The following is a 25,537-nucleotide window of genomic DNA, read 5'->3' on the forward strand; positions in this document are numbered from 1 at the left end:
TATAGGCAAACCATCTCTCATTTCCGCCTATCGCGACGGACAGAAGGGCACGCGCCGAAAAAACAAAGGGATCCGGGGCCATGGCGAAAGCAAAACTGACACGTGCTGAACAGAAGATACAACGTCCGTTGCAAATTCTCGATGCCGCATTCGAGGAATTCACCAAAAGGGGATTTACCGCGACACGGGTAGAAGACATCGCGGAACGGGTGGGTGTGACGAAAGGGACGGTTTACGTCTATTTCGAAACCAAGGAGGCGCTCTTCGAGGCAATGGTCAAGCACGCCTCCCAGCCATTCCAGGAAGCGTTCAAGGCCTATGCGCATACATCCGACGACCCCGTCGAGGAGCTGCGCCTGTTACTGGAATTCATGTTCGACGCACTCGTCGACAACAAGAAAATGCGCGAACTGTTCCGCCTCATCCTTGCGGAAGGCGCAAAATTCCCCGATCTCATCGACCAACATCATGACACGTTGATGGCGCCGGTCTTCGAGCGCATCAATACGATCCTCGAGGAAGGCGTGGCGAAAAAAAGGTTCAGGGCCAATCCCCCAGAACTCGCCAAGGTCGTGATGTCGCCCATGGTTGGAACATTGGTGTTTCGGCTGATTTTCAACGACCGGCGCATTCTGGACAGGCAGGCCGTTCTGAAGATTCATCTCGAACTGATCATGCGCGGGCTGCTGGCATAGGCATCACTGCACGCGGCCGCGGACCTCTATTCCTGACTTTCAAGCCGGTATCGGGAACCGGGATAGAGCAGCCGCACGGAGGTGACGGCACGGCTCGACGACCAGGTTCTGCGGCGCACGAGAAGGCAGGGCTCGTTTCGGCTGATGGCCATCAGCTTGCATTCCCACGGCTGGGGCGACGCCGCCTCGATGAATTGCTCGGTCCGGGAAATGGGTGCCGCCGCCGTCAGATAGGCATTCGGCGTGAGCGTATTGAAATCCTGCATCAGATAATCCGGAGCGATCTCCGCATTGACGAAGCGATCTTCGAGCTGGATCGGCACGTCATCTTCATGGTGCACGATGATGGAGTGAAAAACTTTCGCTCCCACGGTGATCTCGAGCGCCGTTGCGAGATCCGGACCGCAAACTTCCGTCTGGGCGAGGATCAGGCTTGGCCGATGGGTTGAACCGCGCTCCTTGATCTCGTCGGCGATGTTGCGCACGCCCATCATGCCGGCGCTGCGCTTTTTAGGAGCGACGAAAGACCCGCGCCCCTGCACGCGAACAATCACCCCCTCGGTTGCCAGCTCCCGCAAGGCGCGGTTTGCCGTCATGCGGCTGACACCCAGCATGTCGACCATCTCGTTTTCTGAGGGTATCCTGTGGTTCGTCAACCACTCTCCGCTGGCGATCTTTTCCTTGATCTGTTCCTTCACCCGCTCATACAGCGGCAGGGAGGAACGATCGCCCGAGACAGAAAACTCGCTTTCGATGACGGGCAGCATTAAAACTCCTAAAAATCGGGCGACTGCACAAAACGCAGCCAGAATCCGCGCAAGCACAAAATTATCACATCCTATCTTGCTTGTCTTTCGCAAATATGTGAAGTTACATATACAACTTGAGGGGAAAATAATGGCGAGCGAAGACTCGATCTCTGGCAGCCGCAAGTCTCCCGCCGACGGTCGGAGCGATATTCAAATGCCCGCTCAGCGCAAGGGCAGCAGCTGCCATGCCGGAGCTAAAGCTGTATTTGAAGGCTCGCTTGGGCAATATGCGCTGAAAGCTCATCCTTTTCAGAACCGGCCAGCCGCAGGCGCGTTCGACCCAAAGTCGCCGATACGCGCACCCCATACGAATTTCCCAAAGTTGTATAGTGAACTTCCGACACACCGCTTCGAGGTGGACATCGAATTCCATATTGATTCGATGAGCGCCCGGCCGCCGATTTCGACGGGATATGAAATGCACCAATGACCGCCGGGCTCAGGGGCAAACACCTGCCCAGGGCGCGCCCGTCTCACGCATGCCAGCAAATTGCCAATCATCAAACCAAAAGGGGAATGCAATGCTGAATTCAAAACTGAAAATCGCGCTGGCCACCACCGCGCTCATCATGGGAGCATCCGCAGGCGCGGCCAAGGCGGAAGGCTATTGCAGCGCAGGAAAGACCATCACCTTCGCCGGCATCGACTGGGAAAGCGGCGCTTTCATCACCGAAGTCATGAAGGAAATCCTTTCCAAGGGCTATGATTGCAAGGTCGATTCCATTCCCGGCAACTCCGTGACGCTGGAACAGGCAACCGCCAATAATGACGTGCAGATCTTCGCTGAAGAATGGATCGGCCGCTCCGACGTCTGGAACAAGGCTGCGGAAGCAGGCCAGGTCACGTCAGTTGGCAAGACCTTCGTCGGCGCCGCCGAAGGCTGGTTCGTGCCGGAATATCTGATCAAGGGCGACCCCGCAAAAGGCATCGAAGCCAAGGCTCCGGACCTGAAGAGCGTCGACCAGCTTTCCGATCCGAAGATCGTCGAATTGTTCAAGGACCCGGAAGAGCCCACCAAGGGCCGCTTCCTCAATTGCCCGTCGGGCTGGACCTGTGAAGGCGTCAACACCGCCAAGCTGCAGGCCTACAAACTGGAAGCAAACTATGTGAACTTCCGCCCCGGCACCGGCACTGCGCTCGATGCCGCAATTGCCGCCGCCTATCTCCAGGGTGAGCCGATGCTGTTCTACTACTGGAGCCCCACGGCAATCATGGGCAAATACAAGCTCGTCCAGCTACAGGAGCCGACCTATAGCGATGCCTGCTGGAAGGAGCTGACAAGCGCGGATGGAAAGCGCGACGCCGGTTGCGCCTTCCCCTCCGTCGAGGTGGCCTATGGCGTGAACAGCACCTTTGCCAAGGAAGCGCCTGAGATCATCGCGATCCTTGAAAAAGCGACCTTCCCACTGACGGAAATCAACGCCAGCCTCGCCTACATGACGGACAAGCAGGTCGATGCGACAGCCGCCGCCAAGACCTTCCTTCAGACCAAGGCCGATATCTGGGGCAGCTGGGTTTCTGCGGACGCCAAGGCGCGTATCGAAGCCGCCGTCAAGTAAACATCGCAGGCGCGCCGGACTTCCGGCGCGCATTTTCCCGTCAGGACAGGGGCCGGCCTCCCGGAAATGGGGTCGGCAGGCGCGAGGACGACACCAATGTTTCCTGAAGTTTTCCATATTTCCATCCGCGGCCCGATCAATGAGATCGTGCGCTCGCTGGTGGTAAACTACGGCTACCTTTTCAAGGCGATCTCACAGACGATCCTGCAGGCGATCCTCTTCGTGGAATGGGCGCTGCGCGGTCTGCCGTGGTGGGTCATTTTTCTGGTCTTCCTGGTGCTCGCCTGGTTCGCGGCGAAAAAGATTTCGCTCGTCATCATGGTGGCGGTGATGCTTTTCATCGTCGGTGCGCTCGGTCTCTGGGACCTGACGATGCAGACGCTGGCGCTGATGCTGATTGCCAGCCTCATCTCCATCGTCATCGGCGTGCCAATGGGTATCCTGCTTGCCAAAAGCGAATGGGCCCGGCGTATCACCCTGCCGATCCTCGATGTCATGCAGACCATGCCGAGCTTCGTGTATCTCATCCCCGCCATCATGCTGTTCGGCCTCGGCAAAGTCCCGGCCGTACTTGCCACCATCGTCTATGCCGTGCCGCCGTTGATCCGCCTGACCGATCTCGGCATCCGGCAGGTGGACCGGGAAGTGGTGGAGGCGGCGACCGCCTTTGGCGGCAGTCCGAGACAGATCCTTTTCGGCGTCGAATTGCCGCTTGCCACACCCACGATCATGGCCGGTCTCAACCAGACGATCATGATGGCGCTTTCCATGGTCGTCGTCGCCTCGATGATCGGTGCGCGCGGTCTTGGCGAACAGGTGCTGAACGGCATCCAGACGCTTGATGTCGGCAAGGGCCTCGAAGCGGGTCTCGGCATCGTTATTCTCGCAATCGTGCTCGATCGTATCACCCAGGGTTTTGGCCGATCCAGCCGGAAGGAAATGGGCAATGACTGATATCCATATCCGTAACGTGTCCAAGATTTTCGGCGGCAACTGGAAGGCTGCGCTCGCCATGGCGCAGCAGGGCGCGGAAAAGAGCGAAATCCTGGCGAAGACGGGATGCAGCGTCGGCCTCGACAATGTCAGCCTCGATATAGCGGGCGGCCGCATTTTCGTGATCATGGGCCTCTCCGGCTCCGGTAAGTCGACGCTGGTGCGCCACATCAACCGTCTTATCGAGCCGACGAGCGGCGAGATTCTCGTCGGAGACGACAATGTTCTCGCCCTTAAGGCGAAGGAGCTGCGGGATTTCCGCAACCGGCGCGTCAGCATGGTGTTCCAGAATTTCGGCCTGATGCCGCACCGCACCGTCTTGCAGAACGTCATTTATGGCCAGCGCGTGCGCGGGCTGACCAAGGCCGACGCACGGCCCATCGGCATGAAGTGGATCGAGACTGTCGGCCTTTCAGGCTACGAGGACAAGTTTCCCCACCAGCTTTCCGGCGGCATGAAACAGCGTGTGGGTCTCGCCCGCGCGCTGGCGGCCGATACAGATGTCATCCTGATGGACGAGGCCTTTTCAGCGCTCGACCCGCTGATACGCGCCGACATGCAGGACCAGTTGCTCCAGCTCGAAAAGAACCTGCACAAGACCATCGTCTTCATCACCCACGATCTTGACGAGGCGCTCCGCATCGGTGCGCAGATCGCGATTCTGAAGGACGGAAAACTGGTGCAGGTGGGAACACCGGACCAGATCCTCAACAGCCCCGCAAACGACTATGTCGCCCGTTTCGTGGAGCGCCGCGCAGGTGCGGGGGAAGCCCAGCATGGCTGATACGATCACCATCGATCGTCCCCTTACCTGGCAAGAGATCGCCGCTGTCGCAAAGGGTGCGACGCTTTCCCTGTCGGATGCGGCGTGGCAGCGTATTGCCAAGGCGCGCGCCATCGTCGATGCACTCGTCGAAAAACGCGTGCGCGGTTACGGCATCAACACGGGTGTCGGTGCGCTCTGCGATGTGATCGTGGATATTCCGCAACAGCAGGCCCTCTCCCGAAACATCCTGCTCAGCCATTCCTGCGGCGTCGGAGAACCGCTCGGGCGCGAAGAAACGCGCGCCATCATGGCTGCCCAGATCAACAACTTCGCGCATGGTTACTCCGGCGTGCAGGTCAAAACGGTTGAAGCGCTGCTGGCCCTGCTGAATGGCGATATTCTTCCCGTCATTCCCTCGAAGGGGTCGGTGGGTTACCTCACCCATGCCGCGGCCATAGGCCTCCTGCTGATCGGCGAGGGCGAGGCCCGCCACGGGAGCGAATTGATCAGCGGCAGACAAGGGCTGGAAAAGCTCGGCCTCGAACCCATGGTCCTGCAGGCAAAGGAAGGGCTGAGCCTCGTCAACGGCACACCCTGCGCCACCGGTCTCGCCAGCCTCGCACTTGCCCGCACCACTTCCCTTATCGACTGGGCCGATGCGGCAGCTGCTATGAGCTATGAAAATCTTGGCGCACAGGCGGACCCCTTCGCCGCAGAGCCGCTTGCGCTACGCGCCTCGCCCGGCATCCAGACCGTCGGTAAAAACCTGCGCCAACTCCTGGCCGGAAGCCCGCTTCTTGCCCGGTCGGCCGGATCGCGCACGCAGGATCCGCTCAGCCTGCGCGCCGTGCCGCAGGTGCATGGCGCCGTTCGGGATAGCGTCGCGCAGATCGCCGACGTCGTGAACCGCGAGCTTGCGAGCGTCACGGATAATCCTGTTGTCACCGGCACGCCGCAGGCGCCCGAGGTCCATTCCCAGGCCCATGCAGTTGGCGCGGCACTCGGGCTTGCCATGGATGGGCTGGCAACGGCCGCAGCCGAACTTGCCGCGATTTCCGAGCGCCGTATCGACCGGCTCGTCAACCCGCTTGTCAGCGGGCTGCCTGCCTTTCTGGCAGAAAGTGACGGTGTCTGTTCCGGTTTCATGATCATCCAGTACACGGCCGCAGCGCTTGCCGCAGAAAATCGCCGCCTTGCCGTTCCCGCCAGCCTCGATGGCGGCATCACCTCCGCTCTGCAGGAGGACATACTCACTCATGCCACCGCCGCTGCCGACAAGACACTTTCGATTATCGGCAATCTGGAAACCATTCTGGCGATCGAGATCATGAGCGCGGCGCAGGCTTACGACATGCAACCAGACAAAGCCGGCCGTGCACCCGGCACCGATACGCTCCACCAGCGTATCCGGACGACAGTGCCCTTTTACCGTGACGACCGGCCGCTCAACAACTTGGTGGCTGCTGCGCGGGAAATACTGCAGACCACGCATGCAGGGATACGCGCCGACGCGGGTTGACTGCTGCGGTAGAAATCTGGCTGAACAGGATGTGGAAGAGGTTACTCTCTGCCGGTCTTGTGGGCGATGAGAACGGTTTCCGCAATCGCGCTGGCGACATGGTGCGGAGCCGCCTCGAGGCGACGCTCCGTCCAGTCATCATGCTGTGCGCTTTTGCCGAAAGCCCGTGGACGATCTTGCCCGGATGAGCCTCCAAATTCCGGTGAGCATGCCGAGCTAGGTCCAGATGCTTTCGGGTGTCAGGATTTCGAAGGGCACAATCCGCTGTTCGACGGAGGACGAACCACCGTTTTCGATGCGCCGTAACATTACGTCGATCAACTGCTGCGGCATCCTGTCGAGGGGAAGCGGCAGCGATGCGGTGATCAGCCCTTCGTTGAGGCCCTTGCGCGTTTCCGGGCCGATATCGTTACAGATGATTTTTATGCCGCGCTGCCGCTCGACAGGCAGTTCTCGAAGTGCGCGCAGAACACCAGATATGCCGCCGCCATTGACATAAATCCCCCTGAGCCCGTGTTCGGCAGCAATCATGTCCCGAACGATGACATAGGCATTTTCCGGCTCCTCGTGGGTCAGCAGCGTTTCCGCGACCTGAAGTTCGGGGGTGTTCTCCCGCATATAGGAGCGAAAACTCGCATCAGAAACATCCTGACACTGGTAACGATTGCTGCCAATCAGCGGCACGACCGTTCCCTCGCCCTTCACCGTCTGGCTAAGGAACCACGCCGCCGTGCGGCCGCGTTTCCAGCTATCGGTCCCGACAAAGCCCGCCCGGCTCGCCGCGGACAGATCGGACACATAAGTCACCACGGGAACGCCCCTGCCCCGCAGTTCGTCGATCGCCTGGCTGACAAGCGGGTGGTCGGCCGTCACCACCGCGATTGCGCTGCAGGATTGCCCCATCTTCAGGAGATTGGCGGAGACGGCCTCCGGCGAAAGATCGTCCTCGAAAACAACGTCCGGCTCGATAATGCTATCCGGCCGCTGGCGTGCGGCGGCAATGATCCCTTCCGCCCAAAGCCGATAGAGCGGCCGGTGGGATTGCTGCATCAGAAAGCCGAGCCTGTGGTGAGGCATAGCCTCGCGACGACGGTCCTTGATGGTGCCGAGACCATAAAAACCGATTTCCTCCGCCGCCTTGAGAATCTGGTCGATCGTATCCTGTCGCACGGCGGTCGAACCGTGCAGCAGCCGGTTCACCGTGGAGATGCTGACGCCCGCGGCCTTCGCAAGATCGGTGATGGTCGGTCGGTTCATGGCGCCTCACAATCCTATCATTCCTGAATGACATATAATGATACGAAATGCAACATTAAATGAAATATAAATTCCATTTTTATGAAAATGAAAGGTATAAATCATCCCATCATGAGAGCCCGTTGGGAGAATGGGCAGGGAGGAAACAATGGCATTTTTCAGGAAATTTCTGGTCGCGGGCGCTGCGTCGCTTGTGATGGCATCCGGTGCGTTTGCGGCCAATATCGCCGTTGTCGGCGGCAAGAATGACGATGCGTTCTGGAACCTCATCAAAAAAGGTGTCGACGACGCACGCCTCGTGGTCGAGGCGAATGGTGGCAAGGTCAACTATCTCCGCCTGCAAACCTACGACAACTTTGCACCCGATGTGGTGCAGCTGATCCAGACCGCCATCAGTCAGAAGGTCGACGGCCTCGTCATTCCGAACTGGGTTCCGGAAGGCGAGGACCCAGCGATCCGGGAAGCCATCAATGCCGGCATCAAGGTCATTCTCATGAATGCCGGGGGGCACGAGAAGGCCAGGGAACTTGGCGCGATCAATTATGTCGGCTCCGATGAATATCTGGCCGGTGTGGCCGGCGGCGAATATTTCGCCAGGCAGGGCAAAAAGAACGTTATCTGTGTCAACACCGTTCCTGGCGCCGCCAATCTCGAAGCACGATGCAAAGGGGTCCTTGACGGCATCACCAAGGCCGGCGGCACCGGCAAGCAGCTGCCGCTTCCCGCCACCAGCTTCGGCGATGCCACCGCCGTCGCCGAAGCGATCAAGGCCACGCTGCTTCAGGACGGCAAGATCGACGGCGTCCTTACCATTTCGGCAGGTGACGCGGATTCGGCCGCCATCGGCGTCATGCAGGCCGGCAAAACCGAAACCGCCCTGCTCGGCACTTTCGATCTCAACCAGTCCGGCCTCGACCGGATCAAGGACGGAACGCAGGGTTTCGCAATCGACCAGCAGCCCTACCTGCAATCGCTGCTGGCGGTGACGCTTCTGGCCTCGGCCATCGATTTCGGCACCGATCTGCCGACCGCCCCACTGCTGACCGGACCGAGCATCGTCGACAAATCCAACATCGAAGCCACGCTTGCCGGCGTCGCCAAGGGTGCGCGCTGAGCGGTGAGACACGCCCTGCCCCGACCCCCGCCGTACCGGGGATCGGGACCTGACGGGCAAAGGACACCGCCTCGAAACCTTTGACTAATAGTGGAGTGAACGACGTGAAAAATCTCTCGTTGGGCGACCTTTTGCGCCGTCCGGAATCGGGCGCCTTTCTCGGCCTTGTTTTTGTTCTTGCCTTCTTTGTTGTCTTCGGCAGCATCGAATTTCTGAAACCCGCCGGCGCCGCAAGCTGGCTGAATGTCGCTGCCAATCTTGGTATCGTCGCCATTCCCGTCGGGTTGCTGATGATTTCCGGCGAGCTGGATATTTCCATCGGCGCAATGATCCCGGCCGGCGCGCTGACGGTCGCCATTATCTCCGGTTATTACGGCATGCCGATCTGGCTCGGCATCATCGGCGCGCTTTGCCTTGGTGTACTTGTCGGGCTGATCAATGGCTTTCTGGTCATAAGAACCGTGGTGCCATCCTTGATCGTGACGCTCGGCACGCTCTTTGCCGTGCAGGGTCTGATCCTCGGTTTTTCGGTGCTGCTGACTGGAACGACCAGTGTGGCGCTAAGTCCGGCCCAATCCGGCCCAATCGCCAAATTCCTGTTCGGACAGTTCATCGGCGGCAGTTTTCAGGTCAGTATCATCTGGTGGCTGCTGCTGACGGCGATCTATGTCTTCTATGTCCATTATTCGCCTTTCGGAAACTGGATTTTCGCCATGGGCGGAGACCGGGTGAGCGCTCGCAACGCCGGCATTCCCACCGACAAGTTGACGGTGACGCTTTTCGTCCTTTCCTCTGTCAGCGCCTCCTTCGTCGGCGTCTGTCAGGCCATATTGTTCAATGTCGCCCAAGTCTCGGCGGGCATGACCTTCATCTTCAACTCCATCATCGCGGTCGTCGTGGGCGGGGTGTTGCTGACCGGCGGCTTCGGTTCGGTGATTGGCATTTTTCTCGGCACCATCACCTTCGCCATCGTCAATCAGGGCATTTATTTCACCGCCTTCGACCGCAACTGGTCAAGCCTCATCATCGGCGTCATGCTGCTCTTGGCGGTGCTGATGAACAACACCTTCCGCGTCATGGCGCTCACCTATTCACCGAAGAAGAAGTGAGGACGGACGATGACGACACCCATTCTCGAACTTAAGAGTGTCAATAAATCCTTCGGCCCCATCGATGTTCTGCACGATATCTCGCTGAAGGTGCGCGCGGGCGAGGTGCTGTGCCTGCTGGGAGACAATGGCGCTGGAAAATCCACGCTGATCAAGACGCTGGCTGGCGTATACCAGCCCAGCTCAGGCGAATTGTTGATGGATGGAAAGCCGATCAATTTCGACGGGCCGCGCGACGCACAGCGCATGGGGATTTCCACTGTTCATCAGTTCGGCGGAACCTTTCCGTTGATGAGCATCGGCCGCTCCTTCTTCGTTGGCGCCGAACCGACCAAAGGTTTCTGGCCCTTCCGGATTTACGACCGCAAGAAAGCCAATGAAATCGCCGTCAAGGCCGTGCAGGAATTCGGTATCACCCGCATCGATGACGGCGACCGCCTAATCGGCGGGCTCTCCGGCGGCGAACGGCAATCGCTCGCCATCGCCCGCGCGGTGCATTTTGGCGCACGTGTTCTCATCCTTGACGAGCCGACGGCAGCGCTGGGCGTGAAACAGGCGTCCCACGTTCTGCGCATTGTGCTGGCAGCGCGCAAGCGCGGGATAGCGGTGATCTTCATCACCCATCAGGTCACCCATGCCATCGCCGTCGGCGACCATTTCGCCGTGCTTATCCGTGGCGCGGTCGCCGCCAACTTCCGCAAGGGCGAGAAATCCCGCGAGGAAATCACTGATCTGATGGCCGGTGGTGAAGCGCTCGCCGATCTAAGCGCAGAGGTGGAAAATTACATGGCCGGTCATGACGACCATCCGCCGCCGCCATCCAATTGAAACATTGAGAAGGATCAAGACCGATGAAAATCGCCATCGACCCCCACATGCACCGTTTTAGCAGCCTCGAAGCCCTCCCGGCCAAAGTGAAGGAACTCGGCTTCGACTGGATCGAGCTCAGCCCGCGCGCCGATTTCCTCGAATGGTTCAAGGCGCCGCGTGTGTTTCCCGAGCGCATCCGGTCCTTCAAGAAGGCTTTGAAGGAGGCCGATGTCGGCATCGCCTCGCTGCTGCCAATGTATCGCTGGGCCTCCAATGACGAGACCGAACGGCAGGCGGCGGTCAAACACTGGAAACGCGCCATCGAGATCGCCATCGAACTGGAGGTCGACACGATGAACTCCGAATTCGGCCGCGGTCCGCATCCCGACAAGGGCTCCTGTTATTGCTGCCATACCGGCTCGATGATCGAGGCCTGCGAGGATGCCTGGTGGCGCTCGATGGAAGAGCTGGTGCCGATCTTCGAGCGCGAAAACATCAACCTGCATGTCGAGCCGCATCCGGAAGACTGGTGCGAGACCCTGCAGCCGGCGCTCGACATCATCCGCACCGTCAATTCGAAGAATGTGAAATTCCTCTATTGCGCGCCGCACACCTTCTATTTCGGTGACGACACCAAGGCGATGCTGCGGGAAGCCAGGGATGTGCTGGCGCATGTGCATGTTGGCGATACCTTCAACCACAAGGCCAGTTCCGGGCTTCGCTACATTCTCAACCCGCCCGGCACGCAGGCGCGAGTGCATCAGCATCTGAATATCGGCCAGGGCGAAGTGCCGTGGGACGACTTCTTCGGCACGCTCTCCGAAATCGGTTTCGACGGCATCATGACCTCCTGCGTCTTCGCCTGGGAGGACAGGGCGGATGAATCGAGCAAGTTCATGCGAGCCAAGATGCAGGACTATATCGACCTCTATTTCAAGAAATAACGCGGCAAACCGGCGCTGATGACGAGGCAGGCCTTGCCTCACGCGACAGACCATTCGGAACATCAAATTGAAAGGCGATTGACATGATCAACGGAGAAAGACTGATTTCACGCCCGCTGCGCTGGGCCATGGTGGGCGGCGGACGCACGGGACAGGTAGGTTACAAACACCGCACCGGCGCATTGCGCGACGGCAACTACCAGCTCGTCGCGGGCGCCTTCGATCTCGATGCCGAAAGGGGCCGCGATTTCGGCGTCAATCTCGGCGTGGCGGCGGAGCGCTGCTATGCGGATTACAAGGCGCTGATCGCGGGTGAAACCGCCCGTGAAGACGGCGTGGACGTCGTCTCCATCGCCACCCCCAATTTCACCCATTATGAGATCACCAAGGCCTGCCTCGAAGCCGGGCTGCATGTCGTCTGCGAGAAACCGCTGTTCTTCACCGTGGCGGAATGCGATGAAGTGGCGCGGCTCGCCGAACAGAAGGGCCTGATCGTCGGCGTCACCTATGGCTTTACCGGCCATCCACTCGTCCACCAGATGGCGGCCATGGTCAAAAAGGGAATGCTGGGCGACATCCGTATCGTTGACCTGCAATATACCCACGGCTTCAATGCCGGTGACGATGTGGGCGCGGGCGAGGCCGTCAAATGGCGCACCAATCCCCGTACCGCCGGCCCGACCTTCGTGCTGGGCGATATCGGCACGCATCTTTATTATCTCTCGGAAGTCGTGCTGCCGCATATGAAGGTGGAACGGCTGCTCTGCGACCGTAAGGCCTTCATCCCCACCCGCGCCCCGCTGGAAGACCACGCCACCGTTCTGATGCACTATGACAATGGCGCACGCGGCCGCCTCTGGGTCTCCTCCGTCAATGCCGGCAATATGGGATCGCAGCGTTACCGCTTCGTTGGCTCCAAGGCCTCGCTCGAATGGTCTGATTCCCACCCCGACCAACTGATCTACGAGGTTCAGGGCGAACCCGGCCGCATCCTACACCACGGCATGCCTTATCTGGAACAGGAAAGCCTCGCCATCGATCGTATGGGGGCGCTGCATACCGAAGGCCTCGGTGACAGCTGGTCGAACATCTACCTCTGGATCGCCCAGGCGATCGACGCAGCAAATCGCGGTGACAGGGCCTTTCTGAAAACCCACCATTATCCCGGCATCACGGCCGGCACCGAAGGGGTTCGCTGGCTGGAAAACTGCGTCCGCTCGGCCGATGCCGGCGCCGCCTGGGTCGACTTCGCATAACCAGTTCGGGGGCGCGCCGGACCACTCTCCCGTCCTCCTCCTCACGCGCGTCCCCATATTTTTCGGAAAGACAACACGATGAAACTCGCGATTTGTACTGATGTCATGGCGAACTTGTCCTTCACAGATATGCTCGACAAATGCGTCGCGCTTGGCGTCGAAGGCATCGAGATGACCGGAGGCGGCTGGTCCAGTGGCCCGCATTTCCGGGCGGACGAACTTCTGGCGAACAAGGGGCTCCTCAAATCCAAGCTCAAGGAAATCGAGGCCCGCGGCCTCGAAATCGCCGCCCTCAATTGCTCCGCCAACCCGCTCGATCCCGGCGATATGGGCAAGCGCCACCTGAAGGAAATGCAGGACACCGTTCGGCTCGCCGGTGAAATCGGCGTGACGAAGATCGTCACCATGTCCGGCCTGCCGGAGGCGGCGCCCGGCGATACCGTGCCGAACTGGCTCGTCTACACCAAGAGCTGGCCGAACGAGATGCCAGAGCGCGACCGTTACCAGTGGGAAGATCGCGCTTTCCCCCTCTGGCATGGGCTCGTGAAGCTCGCGAAAGAAGCGGGCGTCGAAAAATATGCGCTCGAGAATTTTTCGGCCATGCTCGTCTGGAACCCGGGAACCCTGTTCCGCCTGCGCAACGAAGTCGGCCCGACGGTGGGCATGAATCTCGATCCGTCGCATCTGATGTGGATGGGGGCCGATCCCATCGCGTCGGCCCGCGCACTGGGCGGCGCAATCCACCATTGCCATGGCAAGGACACCCGCATCGAACGCGGACTGGCGGATGTGAACGGTCTGCTGGAGCTGAAGGAGGTGACTGACGTCGCCAATCGCAGCTGGAACTATGTGGCGGTAGGCGCCGGCCGCGACCTGCAATGGTGGAAGGAGTTCTTCTCCGTCGTGCGCATGGCCGGTTACAATAGCTGGGTGAGCCTCGAAATGGAAGATTTCACCATGTCCACCGAGGCGGGCATCCAGTCCTCCATCGACGCCCTGCAAGCCACCATCAGCCGCTGAAACCTGCTCCGGGCCGCAGAAGGCGGCCCGGCGTCAATTGCGCCACGAGGATGCCATGACCAACCAGATCACCATCACCACCGCTCCCTGCTGCTGGGGCGTCGACGACGTCAAAAATCCCCATCTACCCCATTGGGAAAAGGTGCTGGGCGAGGCGAAGGCCGCCGGTTTCGGCGGTCTGGAACTCGGCCCCTACGGTTATCTGCCGCTCGATCTCAAGCGGGTTTCACAGGCGCTCAATGAGCGCGGCCTGAAGATCGTCGCCGGTACGATCTTCGACGATCTGGTCTCACCGGAAAACCGCCGCAACCTGTTGCGCCAGACCGACGAGATCTGTGCGTTGATCACCCGCCTGCCAAAACCCGAAACCCATGCCGGCCAGCGTTTTCCCGCCCCCTATCTGACGGTGATGGACTGGGGACATGACGAGCGGGACTATGCCGCCGGCCATTCCGACCGCGCGCCGCGCCTCGATGGAAACGCCTGGAACGGCATGGTGGAAAACATCCGCGCCATCGCAACGCTCGCCCGTGAAAAATACGGCGTGCGCGCCACCATCCATCCCCATGCCGGCGGCTACATCGAATTTGCCGATGAGTTGCAGCAGATCGTTGAGGACATTCCCGCAGATCTGGCTGGCCTCTGCCTCGATACCGGCCATATGGCCTATTCCGGCATGGATCCCGTCGCCACGCTTCGCCGCTATTGGGATCGTGTCGACTATATTCATTTCAAGGATATCGACGCCACGGTTTTTGATGCGGTTATGGGAGAACGTATCCGCTTCTTCGACGCCTGCGCCAAAGGCGTCATGTGCCCGATCGGTCGCGGCTCAATCGATTATCCGGCCATCCGCAGCCTTTTGACGGAACTCGGCTATGGCGGCTATATCACCATCGAACAGGAGCGCGATCCGCGCAATGCCGGCGGCGTTCTGGATGATCTGGCGGCCAGCAGGGCGTTTCTCGCTGAGAATGGGTTCTGAAACGGACACAAGATAGACCGTTGAGCTGTCCCAATGATTATCCCGGTGCGGCGAGCCAGCAATAACTGGCGAGCTTGTTTTCTCAGTGAAAGACCTTCGAAACGAAGCGTCCTATGGCGGAGAGGGTGGGATTCGAACCCACGATACCCTTGCAGGTATGCCGCATTTCGAGTGCGGTGCATTCGACCACTCTGCCACCTCTCCGCATGCGCGAACGCTTGCGTTGCGCGCTCCTCTTAAACATCAATGGCGTGACTGACAAGGGGAATTTCGTGTTTGTGTCACAAATTATTCGTCATGGATGAGGCTGGGGAAATGCTTCGGCTTCTGGCTGTTTTTGGCGGATATTTTGACGTGACGCGCACGAACCGCGACGGTGCGCGTCATATTCGGCAGCGGCGTTAGAGCCGTTGATAACGCCGCAAGATTTCCACGATTCTGTCATCCTGCTCTTTATCCGGCAGAAGAGCCGGTTGGCGGCTGGCGCCGACGGAAGAGTCCTGAAGATAAAGCGAGCGTTTGACCATGGCCGGTGCGAAACCGAGTGCGTAGAGATCAGTGCGGAAGTCGGCGTAGATTGCCTGCTGGCGTTCGGCCTCAGCGATGTCACCGGCGTTGAAAGCACTGAGAATGCCGGCGAGCACATCCGGCAATGCGTTGCCGAGGCCGGAAATGCAGCCTGCGGCACCGTTCTGCAACGACCAGAGAACGAGGTGGTCCGGGCCGGAATAGACCTCGAAACCGGGCATCTCCTTTGCCACCTGAAGATAGGCCTCCAGCGTCTGCTGTGCGCCGCCGGAATCCTTGATACCGGCGATATTGCCATGGGCCGCGAGTTTGCGGGCGGTTTCCGGCTCTATGTGGTTCTGGGTTCGGGCGGGAATGTCGTAGAGATAGATCGGCGTTTCAACGGCGTCGGCCACCGTCGAAAAATGGCGGATCAGCCCGTCCTGCGTACAGGCGATGAAGAAGGGTGTGATGACGGCGATGCCATCGACGCCGATGCGGTCGAAGGCCTCGGCGAGCTGCAGGGTTTCGTAAGTGGCGGGCATGCCGGCATTGACAATAACCCGGGCGCGGCCTGCCACTTCGTCCACCACCTCTTCGGTCAGCCGGACCTTCTCCTCGTGCGTCAGCGCGGTGAAATCGCCATTGGTACCGGCGCACATGATGTTGTTGCCGGCCGCCACCTGGCGGCGCACCTGCGCGCGTGTCGCCTCGTAATTGATGGTTTCGTCTTCGTTGAAACAGGTGACGAGCGCGACGAAGGCTTGTTTGGTCATGAAAGAACTCCGCTTGGATTTCCAATAGTGTGATCGGCGCCGGCCGGACGACGCGTAGGCTGCATATCGGGGTCGGGATCGAGGCTGGCCGAAAGGAGCGCACGCGTATAGGCTTCGCGCGGCGCCTCGAAAACCTGCCGAACCGTGCCGAACTCCACCACCTCTCCCCGCTGCATGACCATGACGTGATCGGCAAAATCCCGGACCACGGGCAGGTCATGAGCGATGAAGATGAAAGAAAGGCCCATCTCGCGGCGAAGCTTGTCCAGAAGCGCAATAACCTGCGCCTGAACCGAAACGTCGAGCGCCGAGACCGCCTCGTCGCAGATGATGAGCTTCGGCTCCAGCGCCAGCGCACGGGCAATGGCAATCCTCTGCCGCTGGCCGCCGGAGAACTGATGCGGATAGCGGCGCATATGTTCCGGCGAAAGGCCGACCTGATGCAGCAATTCCGCGACCCGTTCGCGCCATTTCGCTTTGGGCAATATATCGGGATGGATGACCCAGGCTTCGGAAATAAGCTGGAACACCGTCATTCGGGGATTGAGCGACTGGGTGGGGTCCTGAAACACCATCTGCAGATCGCGCCTGAGCGCGAAGAGTTCCGCAGGCGAGAGCTGGAAGAGGTCCCGCCCCTTCCACAAAGCACTGCCCGCATCCGGCTCGTCGAGCCGAAGGAGAATGCGCGCGAGCGTCGATTTGCCAGAACCGCTTTCGCCGACAACGGCAATGGTTTCCCCGGCCATGAGATCGAAGGAAACACCCTTCAGCGCCTCGAAGGCGCCGTAACGCTTGCGCACGTCGCGCACGCTGAGCAGCGCTTCGCCCGCCGCCTGCGGCTCGTGCATTTCGCCTCTGCCGGGTGCGGCGCTGATGAGCTTGCGGGTATAGGGGTGCTGCGGATTGCGATAGACCTCACGAACCGTGCCGGCCTCAACCAGAACGCCCTTTTCCATCACCACCACCCGGTCGGCGATTTCGGCGACAACGCCGAGATCATGGGTGATGATGAGCACGGCCATGCCGGTCTCCCGCTGCAATTCCTTGAGCAGCGAAAGCACTTCTGCCTGCACCGTCACGTCAAGCGCGGTGGTCGGCTCGTCGGCGATCAGGAGATCAGGCCGAAGCGCAAGCGCCATGGCGATCATCACACGCTGGCGCTGGCCGCCGGAAAATTCGTGCGGATATTTCTTGAGCGCCCGGTCGGGATCGGGAATGCCGACGCGCGCGACCAGCCGCCTCGCCTCCGCTTCGGCCTTTGCCTTGTCCATGCCATGGGTGGTCATCGCCTCGCGGATCTGCCAGCCGACGGTATAGACGGGATTGAGATGGCTGAGCGGGTCCTGAAAGATCATGGCGATACGCCGGCCGTTAATCTCGCGGCGCGCTTCAACCGGCATTGTCAGAAGGTCCTGACCGTCGAGCAGTATCTGGCCGCTGCTGATATGCCCGGGCGGCATGTCGATAAGGTTCATGATGGCCGACGATGATACCGACTTGCCCGAACCGCTTTCGCCGAGGATAGCCAGCGTTTCGCCGCGGTCGATATGGTAGGAGACATCCTTCACCGCATGGACGATACCGCTTGCGGTGTGGAACTCCACGGAAAGGTTGCGCACGTCGAGAAGATGGTCAGCCATGTTTGCGGCCTTTCATTTCCAGCCGCCAGCGCTGCACGGGATCAAGCGCGATGCGCAGCCAGTTGGAAAGCAGGTTGAGCGACAAGGTGGTGAGGATGATGGCGAGCCCCGGCCAGAAAGAGAGCCACCAGGCATTGGTGAGATATTGCCGCCCCTGCGAAATCATCAGGCCCCAGGTGATTTCCGGCGGCTGAATGCCAATGCCGAGAAAAGACAACGCGCTTTCCGCCAGCATCACATAGGCAAAATCGAGTGTCGCAAGAGTCGTCAGTGTTGGCAGCACCACGGGCAATATGTGGCGGAACAGAATGCGTTTGCCCGATGCGCCCATCACGCGCGCTGCCTGCACGAACATGCGTTCGCGCACTTCCAAAACCTCGGCCCTTGTGGTGCGGATGTAAACGGGAATGCGGGTGATGGCGAGAACCAGCATCAGATTGAGGATGGAGGAGCCGAGCAGATAAAGCACGATGACCGCGATCAAGAGCGACGGGAACGACATGATCACATCCGCGAGCCGCATGATGATCTGGCCGACACGGTTTGAGGAAAAACCGGCAATCAGGCCGAGCACGGTGCCGGTTATGGCGGAAAGAAGCACTGCGCCGGCCGCAATCATCATCGTATTTTGCGTAGCGGCGACGATGCGCGCGAGAAGCGAACGGCCGAGCGCATCCGCCCCCAGCCAGAAATACCACTCGCGCTGCCAGTCGAACGGGGCGAGATTGCGTCCGCGCAGGTTCTGTTTCGTCGCGAGATCACCGAGCCATGCCGGGCCGACAAAAGCGAGGATAACGACGATGATAAGGAAGACCGCGGCACAGAGCGCGAATTTATCCGCCCACAACATGCGCAGCATGCGCGTTGCGAAGGAGGGTTCGGCTATGATCTCGGTGTCGGCGTTGGAAAGGCTCATGGCTGAAGGGCCTCCTCAGTGCCGGATACGCGGATCGAGGAGCGCATAGGCGATATCGATCAGAAGATTCATCAGGAAGATCGCCAGCGCGGTCACGAGAATGGCGGCCAAAACGACGTTGAAATCGCGTTGAAGAATGGAATCGATCATCAGCTTGCCGACACCGGGAAAGCCGAAGATGGTTTCGACGATGACCGCACCGTTGAGAAGGCTTGCCGCCTGGTCGCCAATGACGGTGATGACCGGCAGCATGGCGTTTCGCAAGGCATGGATGAAAATGATCGGACCCGACTTCACGCCCTTGGCGCGCGCCGTTTTGACATAGGCCGAGGACAAAGCGCCGATCATCGAGCCGCGCACCACCTGCACGATAATACCGAAGGGGCGCACGAACAGGACCGCGATCGGCAATATCCAGTGCAGCACGGAGCCCGTGCCTGACGTGGGCAGCCAGGCAAGATTAACGGAGAAGACGACGATGGCAACGATCGCCAGCCAGAAATCCGGCACGGATGCACCGATGAGCGAGATGCTCGAGGCCATGCGGTCGAAAAAGCCGCCGGAGCGGAAAGCCGCAAGCGAACCCACGACGATTGCGGCGGTTGTGACCAGCGACATGGTGATGACCGCAAGCCACAGCGTCCAGACGAAAGCCTCCAGCACAACATCCAGTGCCGGGCGGGCTTTTCTGAGCGATTCGCCCAGATCCCCCGTCATCACATCGCCCGCATAACGCAGAAACTGCACCATCAGCGGATCATTCAGCCCGTGCAGCGCCCGAAACTGCTGCTTCAACTCCTCCGAAGCCTCCACCGGCAGAAACAGCGCGGCCGGGTCCCCCGTCAGGCGGGACAGGAAGAAAACCATAACGATGAGGCCGATCAGGGAGATCAGGCTCGCAACGGAACGTTTTCGGATGAAGCTCAGCATGGTTGCCTCCGGTTTTTCAATGCGGCGGCGTAGCTTTCGCTGCGCCGCCGCTTCTCAATTGACAAGACGCGGGGTCTTATTTGATGCCAATTTCCGAAAGCTGCAGCATCGAGTTCGTTGCAATGGTGGGCTTGAAGTCCAGCCGTTCCGAGACACGGGAGAAGCCGACCATGTGGAACAGCAGCACATCAGCCACCACGTCGTCGTGCAGATAAGCGATGAGTTCCGACCAGAGCTTGGCGCGTTCGTCACCCACGGCTGCGGATGCACGTTCGATCAGATCATCCACCTTCTTGTCCGAGAAGCCAGACTGCGTGCCCTTGGTGGCATATTTGAAGAACATGGTGAAGGACGGGTCGCCCTTTGAATTGTCGTGCATGGCGGCGACAATCTGCGGACCGCGGCCTTCCTTGAAGGGCTTGGAATAATAGCTTTCGTGCTCGGCCACTTCCACGAATTTCAGGTCTATCTTGAAGCCGACTTCCTGCAATTGCTGCTGGATCGCCTCCATGATCTCGGTGACATTAGGGAAATTCGCCGTGCGCGCGATGATGGTGATCGGCGTATCCACCTTGACGCCGGCAGCCTTGGCTTCCTCGAGCAGCTTCTTTGCGCCATCGGGGTCATAAGGGAAGACCTTGACGTCAGGGTTCCAGCCAAGCGTGGTCGGCGGAACGAGCGCGGTGGCCAGCACGGCACCTTCCGGAACCAGTGTACCGAGGAAGGCCTGCCGGTCGATGGCAAGGTTGAGCGCGCGGCGCACCCGCACATCGTTCAGCGGCGCTATATTGTGATCGAGACGCATATAGACCGTCTCGCTGTCGAGATAGGAAAAGTCGGTCTTCGCATTGGTGGCGTCGAGCTGGGAAATGGAAGGCGAAAGATCGGCTTCGCCGGTTTGCACCATGGCGGCGCGAACCGAAGGATCGGCGCGGAAAAGATAGGTCGCTTCCGTCACCTGCGGTTTGGCTCCCCAATAATCATCGCGTGCGGTGAGCACAATCTGCTGGCCCGGCGTCCAGTTGGTCAGCTTGTAGGGCCCGGTGCCCACAGGTTCGCGAATGAATTCCATCTTGGTTTCTTCGGGAACGATGGTAACGAGCGACATCAACAACGGCAGAATGGGCTGCGCCGGTTCAGTCTTGAAGTCGATCGTGTGGTCGTCGACGATCGACGGGGTCACGGTCATGCCACCGAAATAACGGCGGGACTCGCAGGCGTTCTTGTCGCTCATGATGCGTTCGAAGCTGTGCTTCACATCCTTGGCGTCAAATGTCGTGCCGTCGGAAAACTTCACGCCTTCACGCAGGTGGAAACGCCAACTTCCGTCGGCATTCTGCTCCCACTTCTCGGCAAGGCGCGGCTGAACGCCCTTCTTGCCGCGCACATCGAGCTCGGTCAGCGTCTCGCTGACATTTTCCATGATGATACGGCCGATATTGGAGCGGGTGGCCATGCAGGGCTCAAGCAGGTCCGCCTCTTCCGCCAGCACGATCTTGATCGGCCCCGATGCCGCAAGCGCCGGCGAAACCGCGGCGCTGAGGGAACCCAAGACAAGGGCGCCCGCAATCAATGACTTCTTCATTCCGTTCTCCTCCCAGATCAGAAATTCAGCAACATGGCGGCGCACCGCAAGGGACGTTCTAAAAGCCCCGTCTCCTGCATTGAGGAGCATGGCGTGCGGATGATCGTCTCCTCCACCCGTAAACAGAGCATCGACGTTATCGAATTTTTTGTCAATTTATTTTTCAAAAGCAGTTTTTATTCAGGTCAAATCTCTTGATTTTATCGTTTAAAAACATCTAGTTAATTTCTTAAACCAAAACCAACTGCCCGTCTTTTTTTATCAAATAAACTTGACAACTTTTTGAATATGCCATTTTCATCAGGACAAGAGGAGACCACGATGACCCCTGATGACATTGCTCACGCCATGACCGGAGCCATGCATACCGCGTCGGAAAACCGGCAGGAAGCATTCCTGCCATCACCCATGATCCAGAACCATGCGAGCTTCCTGCACCTTCTGGATGACGGCACCCTGCTCTGCGCCTGGTTTGGCGGCACATTGGAGGGAAAATCGGATATTTCGATCTTCGCATCCGTGCTGACACCTGGCTCAACCCATTGGGGGCCACCGCAGCGCCTGAGCCATGACCCCGCCCATTCCGAACAGAACCCGGTTCTTTTCACCGCGCCGGATGGCGTTCTCTGGCTGTTTCACACAGCCCAGCCCTCCGGCAACCAGGATGAGTGCCGCATTCGCATGGCGCGGGTCACACGCGACCCGACAGCACCGGAAAAGCTTGCCTCCGAGGAAGGACGGTTTCTCGATCTCCCGCAGGGCTGCTTCATCCGCGCGCCGCTGCGTATTCGCGATGACGGCGCATGGCTGCTGCCAATCTTCCGCTGCGTCCAGCGTCCCGGCCAGAAATGGAACGGCAGCCACGATACGGCGGCGCTCGGCATATCCACAGACAATGGCGCGACTTGGCAATTGCAGGAATTACAGAAATCGACCGGCTGCGTGCATATGAGCCCGGTCGCGGTGACGAATGGCCACTACGCCGCCTTCTTCCGCCGTCGTCAGGCCGATTTCGTTTACCGCACGGAAAGCGCCGATGGCGGCCGCTCATGGTCAAAGCCGCAGCCGACCGACGTGCCAAACAATAATTCCTCCATTGCCGTGATCAGGCTCGGCGATGGCAGGCTGGCAATGATCTGCAACCCCGTCAACGCCGCGCAGTCGAGCGATCGCCGCGCCTCGCTTTATGACGAATTGGGAGAGGAAGACGACAGGCCGGATGCCGATCCAAGCGGTGGCTGTGTGCCGGTCTGGGGCGTGCCGCGCGCGCCGGTTTCGATCTGCCTCTCCAATGATGACGGGCGCAGTTTTGCCACCCGGATTCTGATCGAAGACGGACCGGGCACCTGCCTGTCGAACGATTCGACGGATGGCCGCAATCAGGAAATGTCCTATCCATGGCTTCTGGAAGCGCCGGACGGTACGCTGCATGCGAGCTACACCTATCATCGCCGCGCAATCAAATATGTCCGGCTAGCGCCCGGCTGGGCTGACGAGAACGACGGGAGACAAAGATGAGCAATATCATTGGCATCACCATGGGCGACCCCTGCGGCGTCGGCCCAGAAATCACGGTGCGGGCGCTGGCGGACATGTCCGCGCCGGATCGCGCGGCGACGCGGATTTACGGAAATCTCGCCACGTTGGAAGCGGCGCGGGATGCGCTTGGCGTTGATATCGATCTCTCTCAGCATGTCGTCGACCTGCCCGTGGAAGGCGCGCCACTGCCCTGGGGTACATTGTCGCCGGTGGCTGGAGGCGCCGCTTTCCGTTTCATCGAAAAGGCGGTTCGCGATGCCGAAGCGGGCGCAATCGGCTGCATCGTCACCGCGCCGATCAACAAGGAAGCCTTGAATCTCGCCGGCCACCATTATGATGGGCACACCGGCATGTTGCGCAGCCTGACCGGTTCCTCGGCGGCCTATATGCTCCTCGCCTCGGAACGGCTGAAAGTCATTCACGTCTCGACCCATGTCTCCCTGCAGGAGGCCATTCGCCGGGCAACGACGGAGCGGGTACTGGCGACCATCCGCGCCGGAAACGCGCATCTGAAACGCATCGGTTACGAGCGGCCGCGCATCGCGGTTGCCGGCATCAATCCGCATTGTGGTGAAAACGGGCTGTTCGGCACTGAGGATGACGACCAGATCGCACCGGCGGTCGCCGCCGCCCGTGCCGAAGGCATCGAGGTGCAGGGGCCTATTTCCGCCGACACCGTATTCCACCGGGCTTATTCCGGCGCTTTCGATCTTGTCGTCGCCCAATATCACGATCAGGGCCATATCCCGATCAAGCTTGTTGCTTTCGATACCGCCGTCAACGTTTCCGTCGATCTGCCGATAGACCGCACCTCCGTCGATCACGGCACGGCTTTCGATATCGCCGGCAAAGGCATCGCCAATCACGGCAACATGAATGCGGCCATTGCCTATGCGCGCAAGCTCGTGGCGGGCAAGGAACCGAAGGGATGAGTACCATGTCTACAGCTCCCATTCTCATCCACCAGCCACGCCGGCTCGCCGTTGGCGCAGGCACCATTTCACAGGTCGGCGCCTGGGCGGGAAAGACCACCTCGACCCTTATTATCGCCACACCGCTGACGGCGAAATTTGCCGACCGGCTGCAATTGCAAGGTCCTTTCACCATATTCGATGCCATTCCCGGCGAGCCGGACACCACAACGCTCGATGCCGCCCTTGCCGCGGCCCGCGCCGCCAAACCGGATCTGGTCATCGGCCTCGGCGGCGGTTCGGTGATGGATGTGGCAAAACTGGTCGCGGCGCTCTGGAATTCCGGTCAGACGCTTGAGGATGTGGCGGGGCCGAACAGGGTTGTCGGGCGCGACACGCGGTTGGTGCAGATCGCCACCACCGCCGGCACCGGTTCGGAGGCTGGCATCCGTTCGCTCATCACAGATCCCGTCAAAGGCAACAAGATCGCGGTCGAAAGCCCTTATCTGATTGCGGATTTCGCCGTACTCGATCCGGAACTCACCTATTCCGTGCCTTCAGCGGTTACAGCGGCCACGGGGGTGGATGCCATGGCCCATTGTGTTGAAGCCTTCACCAACCGCAAGGCCCATCCGATGATCGACGGTTTCGCCCGCATGGGCTTTGCGCTGGTGGGCAAATATCTGGCGCGCGCCGTCCGCGATGGCGCGGATACCGAAGCGCGAGAAGGCATGATGCTCGCTTCCTATTATGGCGGCATCTGTCTCGGCCCGGTCAATACGGCGGCCGGTCACGCCATTGCCTATCCGCTCGGCACGCTTCTCAACCTGCCGCACGGGCTGGCGAACGCCATCGTCTTCCCGCATGTTCTGGCCTTCAACCAGCCTGCGGTTTCGGCGAAAACCGCAGAAGTAGCGGGAGCGCTCGGGCTCCGCGAACACCTTTCGCCTGATGATCTGCGCAAGGCGGCGACGGATTTCTGTGCCGGGCTCGGCATCGAAATGTCGCTCGCACGGCACGGCGCGACTGAAGCCGATCTTCCCCGCTACGCTGAGGATGCGCACGCCATCCGCCGGCTGATGGACAATAACCCCGTCGATATGAGCGTCGAAGACGTGCTCGGGATTTACCGCCACGCCTTCTGAGCAAAAATCCGGTACGCGGACACGCGCATCGGCCTTCCGCTTAATCCGTATGCGAAGACTCAAACAGGCGGTCGCGCGATCCGGTCAGGTGCTGGAGCATAAGCTGGCGTGCCGCCTCTGCATCCCCATCGGCGATCGCCTTAGCGATTGCCTCATGCTCGGCAAAAACACGCGTCAGACCGGATGCCTCCCGCTTCACCGACATGCCGTGGAACTTCATTCCCACTGCAATATGGTCTTTCAGCGCTTCCATCGCGGTGGAGAAATAACTGTTTCGCGCCGCCCGCGCGATGGCAAGGTGGAACTGATAATCGGCATCCTCGCGGTGAGACTGGCGATTGGTCGCGTCCCGCATCAGTTCGAGCGCCTTCCTGATCGCCGCAAGCCTTTCGCCATCGTGCCGCAATGCCGCTGCTGCGGCCGCCGCCGGCTCCAGCGTCAGCCTGAATTCGTAACAGTTGAGAAGATCAGCAACGTTTTCGAGCTGCCCGAAGCCGAGCGGTTCACGCAGACCAAAGGCCCTGACATAGCTGCCGGAGCCTCTGCGGGAATAGATGAAACCCTGCTCGCGCAGCCGCCGGAGTGCTTCACGCACCACCGGCCGCGATACTTCGAATTCCATGGCGAGTTCGTGTTCGGTCGGCAGCCGCTCATCCGGCTTGTAGGCGCCGGATTTGATCGCCCGGTGCATTCTCTCGAAAATAATGTCCGGAAGTGCCTTGCGCGCCGTTTCTTTCATCAGCCCCATCTGG

25 protein-coding genes and 1 tRNA gene are annotated in these 25,537 nt (G+C 60.0%); 17 read left to right on the plus strand and 9 right to left on the minus strand.

Annotation, left to right across the window (positions count from 1 at the left end):
• The first annotated feature begins 80 nt into the window (after positions 1-80).
• Positions 81-695: a TetR/AcrR family transcriptional regulator gene (locus V6S97_RS15730; RefSeq protein WP_003506076.1), complete on the plus strand. Its 615-nt coding sequence runs from the start codon at positions 81-83 to the stop codon at positions 693-695.
• Positions 696-721: 26 nt separating this feature from the next.
• Here the strand turns inward: V6S97_RS15730 and hutC are convergent, their stop codons facing one another.
• Positions 722-1,462 (minus strand): histidine utilization repressor, encoded by a 741-nt coding sequence (gene hutC / locus V6S97_RS15735; protein ID WP_099087351.1) that lies wholly within the window; start codon positions 1,460-1,462, stop codon positions 722-724.
• Between hutC and V6S97_RS15740 the strand changes: the two genes are divergently transcribed.
• The 5 genes from V6S97_RS15740 (at position 1,449) to V6S97_RS15760 (ending at position 6,341) form a co-directional block, all read left to right on the plus strand.
• Entirely contained in the window at positions 1,449-1,934 is a 486-nt protein-coding gene (locus V6S97_RS15740; protein WP_236775525.1) for a hypothetical protein, read from the plus strand. The genes hutC and V6S97_RS15740 overlap by 14 nt on opposite strands.
• A 91-nt stretch (positions 1,935-2,025) precedes the next feature.
• Positions 2,026-3,063, plus strand: a complete 1,038-nt coding sequence (locus V6S97_RS15745; protein ID WP_111792227.1) for an ABC transporter substrate-binding protein — start codon at positions 2,026-2,028, stop codon at positions 3,061-3,063.
• Between the two features lie 96 nt (positions 3,064-3,159).
• A complete protein-coding gene (locus tag V6S97_RS15750) occupies positions 3,160-4,017 on the plus strand; it encodes an ABC transporter permease (protein WP_003506072.1) in 858 nt (285 codons plus the stop codon).
• Complete coding sequence (locus V6S97_RS15755; protein ID WP_334427409.1) at positions 4,010-4,840, plus strand: quaternary amine ABC transporter ATP-binding protein; 831 nt, start codon at positions 4,010-4,012, stop codon at positions 4,838-4,840. The genes V6S97_RS15750 and V6S97_RS15755 overlap by 8 nt, the downstream gene beginning before the upstream one ends.
• Entirely contained in the window at positions 4,833-6,341 is a 1,509-nt protein-coding gene (locus tag V6S97_RS15760) for an HAL/PAL/TAL family ammonia-lyase (RefSeq protein ID WP_111792225.1), read from the plus strand. The genes V6S97_RS15755 and V6S97_RS15760 overlap by 8 nt, the downstream gene beginning before the upstream one ends.
• Before the next feature lie 216 nt (positions 6,342-6,557).
• Here V6S97_RS15760 and V6S97_RS15765 read toward each other — a convergent pair whose 3' ends face one another.
• Positions 6,558-7,598 carry a LacI family DNA-binding transcriptional regulator gene (locus V6S97_RS15765; RefSeq protein ID WP_003506068.1) on the minus strand — a complete coding sequence of 347 codons (1,041 nt, stop codon included), beginning with the start codon at positions 7,596-7,598 and terminating at the stop codon, positions 6,558-6,560.
• A gap of 148 nt (positions 7,599-7,746) precedes the next feature.
• Here V6S97_RS15765 and V6S97_RS15770 point away from each other — a divergent pair, with 148 nt between their 5' ends.
• From V6S97_RS15770 to V6S97_RS15800, 7 genes are all read left to right on the plus strand, one after another.
• A complete protein-coding gene (locus V6S97_RS15770) occupies positions 7,747-8,712 on the plus strand; it encodes a substrate-binding domain-containing protein (RefSeq protein ID WP_060723116.1) in 966 nt (321 codons plus the stop codon).
• Between the two features lie 104 nt (positions 8,713-8,816).
• On the plus strand, positions 8,817-9,821 hold the full coding sequence (locus V6S97_RS15775) for an ABC transporter permease (RefSeq protein ID WP_003506066.1): 1,005 nt from the start codon (positions 8,817-8,819) through the stop codon (positions 9,819-9,821).
• 9 nt (positions 9,822-9,830) lie between these two features.
• The gene (locus V6S97_RS15780; RefSeq protein WP_111792222.1) at positions 9,831-10,649 is read left to right on the plus strand and encodes an ATP-binding cassette domain-containing protein; all 819 of its coding nucleotides are present in this window, start codon (positions 9,831-9,833) and stop codon (positions 10,647-10,649) included.
• A gap of 23 nt (positions 10,650-10,672) precedes the next feature.
• Complete coding sequence (locus tag V6S97_RS15785; RefSeq protein ID WP_112207165.1) at positions 10,673-11,575, plus strand: sugar phosphate isomerase/epimerase family protein; 903 nt, start codon at positions 10,673-10,675, stop codon at positions 11,573-11,575.
• A gap of 83 nt (positions 11,576-11,658) precedes the next feature.
• Positions 11,659-12,831 carry a Gfo/Idh/MocA family protein gene (locus tag V6S97_RS15790; RefSeq protein WP_080864716.1) on the plus strand — a complete coding sequence of 391 codons (1,173 nt, stop codon included), beginning with the start codon at positions 11,659-11,661 and terminating at the stop codon, positions 12,829-12,831.
• 78 nt (positions 12,832-12,909) lie between these two features.
• Positions 12,910-13,851, plus strand: coding sequence for a sugar phosphate isomerase/epimerase family protein (locus tag V6S97_RS15795; protein WP_087746098.1), 942 nt, complete (start codon positions 12,910-12,912; stop codon positions 13,849-13,851).
• Positions 13,852-13,906: 55 nt separating this feature from the next.
• Positions 13,907-14,836, plus strand: coding sequence for a sugar phosphate isomerase/epimerase family protein (locus V6S97_RS15800; RefSeq protein ID WP_111792410.1), 930 nt, complete (start codon positions 13,907-13,909; stop codon positions 14,834-14,836).
• 114 nt (positions 14,837-14,950) lie between these two features.
• Here V6S97_RS15800 and V6S97_RS15805 read toward each other — a convergent pair.
• The 6 genes from V6S97_RS15805 to V6S97_RS15830 form a co-directional block, all read right to left on the minus strand.
• Positions 14,951-15,040, minus strand: a tRNA-Ser gene (locus tag V6S97_RS15805).
• A 197-nt stretch (positions 15,041-15,237) separates the two neighbouring features.
• Positions 15,238-16,119, minus strand: a complete 882-nt coding sequence (locus V6S97_RS15810; RefSeq protein ID WP_111792394.1) for a dihydrodipicolinate synthase family protein — start codon at positions 16,117-16,119, stop codon at positions 15,238-15,240.
• On the minus strand, positions 16,116-17,759 hold the full coding sequence (locus V6S97_RS15815) for an ABC transporter ATP-binding protein (protein WP_111792395.1): 1,644 nt from the start codon (positions 17,757-17,759) through the stop codon (positions 16,116-16,118). Before V6S97_RS15815 ends, V6S97_RS15810 begins: the two co-directional genes overlap by 4 nt.
• Positions 17,752-18,675, minus strand: coding sequence for an ABC transporter permease (locus V6S97_RS15820; RefSeq protein ID WP_003506054.1), 924 nt, complete (start codon positions 18,673-18,675; stop codon positions 17,752-17,754). The genes V6S97_RS15815 and V6S97_RS15820 overlap by 8 nt, the downstream gene beginning before the upstream one ends.
• 15 nt (positions 18,676-18,690) lie before the next feature.
• A complete protein-coding gene (locus V6S97_RS15825) occupies positions 18,691-19,605 on the minus strand; it encodes an ABC transporter permease (RefSeq protein ID WP_003506052.1) in 915 nt (304 codons plus the stop codon).
• A gap of 76 nt (positions 19,606-19,681) precedes the next feature.
• On the minus strand, positions 19,682-21,190 hold the full coding sequence (locus V6S97_RS15830) for an ABC transporter substrate-binding protein (RefSeq protein ID WP_060723109.1): 1,509 nt from the start codon (positions 21,188-21,190) through the stop codon (positions 19,682-19,684).
• Between the two features lie 33 nt (positions 21,191-21,223).
• Here V6S97_RS15830 and V6S97_RS15835 point away from each other — a divergent pair, with 33 nt between their 5' ends.
• The 4 genes from V6S97_RS15835 (at position 21,224) to V6S97_RS15850 (ending at position 24,785) form a co-directional block, all read left to right on the plus strand.
• A complete protein-coding gene (locus tag V6S97_RS15835; RefSeq protein WP_174014772.1) occupies positions 21,224-21,388 on the plus strand; it encodes a hypothetical protein in 165 nt (54 codons plus the stop codon).
• Between the two features lie 123 nt (positions 21,389-21,511).
• Positions 21,512-22,708, plus strand: coding sequence for a sialidase family protein (locus V6S97_RS15840; protein ID WP_060723108.1), 1,197 nt, complete (start codon positions 21,512-21,514; stop codon positions 22,706-22,708).
• Entirely contained in the window at positions 22,705-23,661 is a 957-nt protein-coding gene (pdxA, locus tag V6S97_RS15845) for a 4-hydroxythreonine-4-phosphate dehydrogenase PdxA (protein ID WP_003506045.1), read from the plus strand. Before V6S97_RS15840 ends, pdxA begins: the two co-directional genes overlap by 4 nt.
• A complete protein-coding gene (locus V6S97_RS15850) occupies positions 23,658-24,785 on the plus strand; it encodes an iron-containing alcohol dehydrogenase (protein ID WP_060723106.1) in 1,128 nt (375 codons plus the stop codon). The genes pdxA and V6S97_RS15850 overlap by 4 nt, the downstream gene beginning before the upstream one ends.
• 40 nt (positions 24,786-24,825) lie before the next feature.
• On the opposite strand, the gene V6S97_RS15855 is transcribed toward V6S97_RS15850, so the two are convergent.
• Positions 24,826-25,533, minus strand: a complete 708-nt coding sequence (locus V6S97_RS15855) for a FadR/GntR family transcriptional regulator (protein WP_003506041.1) — start codon at positions 25,531-25,533, stop codon at positions 24,826-24,828.
• Positions 25,534-25,537: the final 4 nt, after the last annotated feature.

The sequence above is a fragment of the Agrobacterium sp. CCNWLW155 genome, assembly GCF_036888815.1.
GTDB lineage: Bacteria > Pseudomonadota > Alphaproteobacteria > Rhizobiales > Rhizobiaceae > Agrobacterium > Agrobacterium radiobacter.